Here is a 4,889-nt window from a genome sequence, read left to right on the forward strand (position 1 = left end):
ACGCCTTTATCGCGGCATCCTGCTCGGCGTTGCTTGATCCTGCCGGTTAAAGCCAGCGCGGCCTTGGAGTTGATTACTGGCAACGATTATGTCCCCTATACCGATCAAAGACTGCCGGAGGGCGGATTCGCCTCCGAAATGGTCCGCGAGATCATGCAGGATATGGGAATCACGATCACGTTGCGGTTTCTGCCGTGGAAACGGGGTTTCGAGTTGACCGAAGCCGGGGACGCAATGGCGACGTTTCCTTACGCTCCCAGTATTGATCGCGCCAAAGTTATGATCTATTCTGAATCGCTTTTTGCGCTCAAATCGAGAGTCTTTTACAATAAAGAACATCCATTCGTTTATAAAAATGTCGACAGTCTCAAGGGAAAAAGTTTTTGCAACCCGCGCGGGTACGTCATTTATGATGAAATCCGCGAACCGCTGCTGCGCGGCGACATAAAAATCGAAGAGCCGTCCGATATGGGCAGTTGTGCGCGCATCCTGGCTGCGGGGCGGGTTAATTTTATCATCACCGACACGTTTACCTTACAGGATGTCGCTTTGCAGTCGGGCGTGTGGGACAAGCTCGCCGCTTCAGACAAGATTTTTACCGAGAAGACCAATCATCTGATCGTTGGTAAAAAACACTAAAGATGGCGCCGCCTTCATCCAGAACTTCAATGTCTCGCTGCGGAAATTTAAAAAATCGCCGATATTTTTTAAGTTGATCGATAAATACGGTCTTGCCGATACCATCCGTTAAATAATCGACGTGCGGTTTGCCGGCTGGATTGAGCCCGCAAACCGCACACCAATCGTTTTAACGGCTTTCGAGTTGCTGCGCGTGAACGACCGCCGTGGCGATCATGTTGAGAACCCCGCGCACCGTAACGGAGGGCGTGAGGATATGTGCGGGCTTGGCCGCCCCCAACAGCATCGGGCCGATGGAGAGCCCTTCCGACGTCGATTTTAGCAGATTGAAGGAAATATTGGCCGCATCCAGCCCTGGCATAATCAGCAGATTGGCCGAACCCTTCAGGCGCGAGCCGGGGAAGACCCTATTGCGGATTTCCTCGTTCAAAGCGCTATCAGCGTGCATTTCGCCTTCCACTTCCATATCGGGGAAGCGTTCAACGATAAGGTCCAGCGCCTCATGCATCTTAACCGCCGAGGGCGCGTCCGACCCACCGAAGTTGGAGTGGGAGAGCAGCGCCACTTTCGGCGGCAGGCCGAAACGCCGCACCACATCCGCCGCCAGAATCGTCATCTCCGCAAGTTGGGCCGCCGTCGGATCGCGCTGCACATGAGTATCGCAGACGAAATAAGTCCCCTTCGGCAGAATTAGGGCATTGAGCGCATAGAAGCCCGACACGCCCCGCGCCCGGCCAATGACCTCGGCGATATGGTTGAGATGGCGGTGATAGCGGCCGATGGTGCCGCAAATCAACGCATCGGCCTCGCCCCGTCGCAGCATCAGCGCCGCGATGACCGTATTACGCGTCCGCACAATCTGGCGGGCATTGTCGGGCGACACGCCGCGCCGCGCCATCAGGCTGTGATAAAGTGCCGAATATTCATTGTAGCGCGGGTCGGAATTGGGGTTACAAACCTCGACATTCTCGCCCAGCTTCAGGCGCAGCCCCAAGCGGGCCACCCGGCTTTCGATCACATCGGGGCGACCGATCAGAATCGGATGGCAGAGCTTTTCATCGAGCGCCTGCTGAACCGCGCGCAACACGCGCTCCTCCTCCCCTTCGGCGAAGACAACCCGGCGCGGGTCGCGCTTGGCCGCATCGAAGATCGGGCGGGCGAGTTGGCCGGAGCGGTAGACGAATTCGCTCAAATGGTCGCGGTACGCGTCGAAATCCTCAATCGGGCGCGTGGCAACGCCGCTATCCATCGCGGCTTTGGCGACCGCCGGGGCGATTTCCACGATGAGGCGCGGATCGAAGGGTTTCGGGATGAGATATTCCGGGCCAAACTTCAGGTCTTCGTCGGAATAGGCATTGGCGACGATTTCGGAGGCTTCCGCCATCGCAAGATCGGCAATCGCCTTCACGCAGGCGATCTTCATTGCCTCGTTAATCACCGTCGCGCCCACGTCCAACGCGCCCCGGAAGATGAAGGGGAAGCAGAGGACGTTATTGACCTGATTGGGATAGTCCGACCGGCCCGTCGCCACAATGGCATCCGGGCGGATTGCCTTCACCTCGTCGGGCATGATTTCGGGCGTCGGATTGGCCAGGGCCATGATGATCGGGCGCGCGCCCATCGCCATAACCATATCGGGCTTCAACACGCGCGGCGCGGAAAGACCCAAGAAAATATCGGCCCCGACGATGGCATCGGCCAGCCCGCGCGCATTGGTGTCGCGCGCATAGCGCTCCTTGCGCGGGTCCATCAACTCGACGCGGCCCTTATAGACCACGCCCGCGAGATCGGTGACGGTGATGTTCTCGAGCGGCAAGCCCATATCGACCAGCAGATCGAGGCAGGCAAGCGCCGCCGCGCCCGCGCCGGAGGTGACGAGCTTCACATCCTTCAGTTCTTTGCCAACAACGCGCAGACCGTTGAGAATGGCCGCGCCGACGATAATGGCGGTGCCGTGCTGATCGTCGTGGAAGACCGGGATTTTCATCCGCGCGCGCAGGCGCGATTCGATTTCGAAACATTCCGGCGCTTTGAAATCTTCGAGGTTGATGCCGCCGAAGGTGGGCTCCAGCGCGGCAATCACTTCCACCGCCTTATCGGGGTGGTCGGCGTCGATTTCGATATCGAACACGTCGATCCCGGCGAATTTCTTGAACAGAACCGCCTTGCCTTCCATCACCGGCTTCGAGGCCAGCGGGCCGATGGCGCCAAGCCCCAACACCGCCGTGCCATTGCTGATAACAGCGACCAGATTGGCGCGCGCCGTATATTTCGCCGCATTGGCCGGATCGGCGACGATCTCGGCGCAGGCATAGGCCACGCCGGGCGAATAGGCCAAGGCAAGGTCGCGCTGGGTTGCCATCGATTTGGTTGGCATAATCGCCAACTTCCCCGGTTGCGGCAGACGGTGATACTCAAGCGCGGCTTCGCGGATATCCTCAGCCATTGATGGCCATCCTCCCTGTGAACCCTCTCCGGGGCAGCGGAGAGGGTCTTTGATGTTTCTCGTTACCCTACGCACTTAGACGACGACAAGCGCAAGATTCTATCGTCTGAGGCGCTTCTGCGTGTCGATGAGGGCATGGCGGCGGCCCGTTTGGCAATAAGGAGAAACCGAAGGGCCGACCCTGGTTAAACGCTGCCCTCTGTCTCGACCACGAGGATACGCGCTTCCCCGCGCGGATGGGCCACATGCTCGCAGCCCAACCCGGCGAAGAAAATATCGCCCGCATGCAGGGCGACTTGCTTCGCTTCGCCCGCGTCGCGGTAGTGCATATCGACGGTACCATCGAGCACGGCAAACACCTCTTCGCCGTCGTTAACGTGCCACTTATAGGGCTGATCGGTCCAATGTAGGCGGGTGGTGACGCCGCCCATCGTGGCGATATCGAGCGCGCCCCAGGCGCGGCCAGCGGTAAACTCTTTGCTGCGGATGATCTTCTGCGACATGGGGCGATAAGTCTCCCGATGGGGTTGGCCCTTGAGCATAGAGCACAAAAAACCCCGCTAGGCGAACCTAGCAGGGTTTTTTGTGTATGGTGCGGTCGAGAAGACTCGAACTTCCACGGGTTGCCCCACAGCGACCTCAACGCTGCGCGTCTACCAATTCCGCCACGACCGCATCGCACGAAAGGGGCCGTTATCCGGCCCGGGGCCAAGCGTTTAGCAAATCCCTGGACAGACGGCAAGAGGCATCTTATGGGCTATCCTAAACACGCTTGCACGGTGCCGCGTCTCGCCCAATCTATCGGCGGAACGCTTGCCCCAGCCGAGGATATTTTTGATGGAATGGCGCGTTACGCCCGGCCTAACCCCCTACCCCGAGGCGCTCGCGGCGATGGACGCCCGCGCCGATGCGATCCACGCGGGCACGGCGGACGAGTTGATCTGGCTGCTCGAACACCCCCCGCTGTATACGGCAGGCACGTCCGCCCAAGCCGAAGATCTGCTCGATCCGCGCTTCCCGGTCTATGACGCCGGGCGCGGCGGGCAATATACCTACCACGGCCCCGGTCAGCGCGTGGTCTATCTGATGCTCGATCTCAAGGCGCGCGGGCGCGACGTACGCGCCTATGTGACGAGCTTGGAAGAATGGATCATTCAGTCCCTCGCTCGCCTCGGCGTCATCGGCGAGCGGCGGCAGGGGCGCGTCGGCATCTGGGTGCAACGCGGACCACTCAAGGAAGATAAGATTGCCGCCATCGGCGTGCGTATCCGCCGCTGGGTGACGCTGCACGGCATCGCCATCAACGTGAGCCCGGACCTTGGCCATTTCACCGGGATCGTGCCCTGCGGCATCCAGGAGCATGGCGTGACCTCGCTCGCCGACCTCGGCCTTACTGCCAGCTTGGCCGATCTGGATGCCGCCCTTGCCGCCACCCGGCCAACGCTGTTCCCCAATCTCTAAAACGCAAAAAGCCCCTCCCCGGCGAACCGGAGAGGGGTCAAGGTCAACCCTCGGGGAGGGTGTTTAAGCGTTGGTATCGTTATCCTTGGTTTCCGGCAGCAGGAAGGCCCCGATGACGAAGCAACCGACCGCGATGATGATCGGATACCAAAGCCCGTAGTAAATATCGCCCTGCATCGCCACCAGCGCGAAGCTGATCGACGGCAGGAAGCCCCCGAACCAACCATTCCCAATGTGGTACGGCAGCGACATAGAGGTGTAGCGAATGCGCGTCGGGAAAAGCTCGACCAGCATCGCCGCAATCGGGCCGTATACCATCGTCACGTACAGAACGAGGATAACA

General features: G+C 59.9%; 5 protein-coding genes and 1 tRNA gene. 2 read left to right on the plus strand and 4 right to left on the minus strand.

From position 1 onward, the window contains the following. On the plus strand, nucleotides 1–639 hold a 639-nt coding region (locus VZ95_RS04180), incomplete at its 5' end, for a substrate-binding periplasmic protein (protein WP_232302469.1). 169 nt (nucleotides 640–808) lie between these two features. Here the strand turns inward: VZ95_RS04180 and VZ95_RS04185 are convergent. The 3 genes from VZ95_RS04185 to VZ95_RS04195 form a co-directional block, all read right to left on the minus strand. Next, nucleotides 809–3,085 (minus strand): NADP-dependent malic enzyme, encoded by a 2,277-nt coding sequence (locus tag VZ95_RS04185; protein WP_045774763.1) that lies wholly within the window; start codon nucleotides 3,083–3,085, stop codon nucleotides 809–811. A gap of 185 nt (nucleotides 3,086–3,270) precedes the next feature. Next, nucleotides 3,271–3,588, minus strand: a complete 318-nt coding sequence (locus tag VZ95_RS04190) for a cupin domain-containing protein (protein WP_045774764.1) — start codon at nucleotides 3,586–3,588, stop codon at nucleotides 3,271–3,273. 87 nt (nucleotides 3,589–3,675) lie between these two features. Next, nucleotides 3,676–3,760: transfer RNA gene (locus tag VZ95_RS04195), tRNA-Leu, on the minus strand. A 162-nt stretch (nucleotides 3,761–3,922) separates the two neighbouring features. On the opposite strand from VZ95_RS04195, the gene lipB reads away from it, so the two are divergent. After that, entirely contained in the window at nucleotides 3,923–4,546 is a 624-nt protein-coding gene (gene lipB, locus VZ95_RS04200) for a lipoyl(octanoyl) transferase LipB (RefSeq protein WP_045774765.1), read from the plus strand. A 63-nt stretch (nucleotides 4,547–4,609) separates the two neighbouring features. On the opposite strand, the gene VZ95_RS04205 is transcribed toward lipB, so the two are convergent. Beyond that, the coding region (locus tag VZ95_RS04205) for an MFS transporter (RefSeq protein WP_156995042.1) at nucleotides 4,610–4,889 on the minus strand (280 nt) is incomplete at its 5' end.

Origin of the sequence: Elstera litoralis (assembly GCF_000963705.1) — a bacterium.
GTDB classification, from domain to species: domain Bacteria; phylum Pseudomonadota; class Alphaproteobacteria; order Elsterales; family Elsteraceae; genus Elstera; species Elstera litoralis.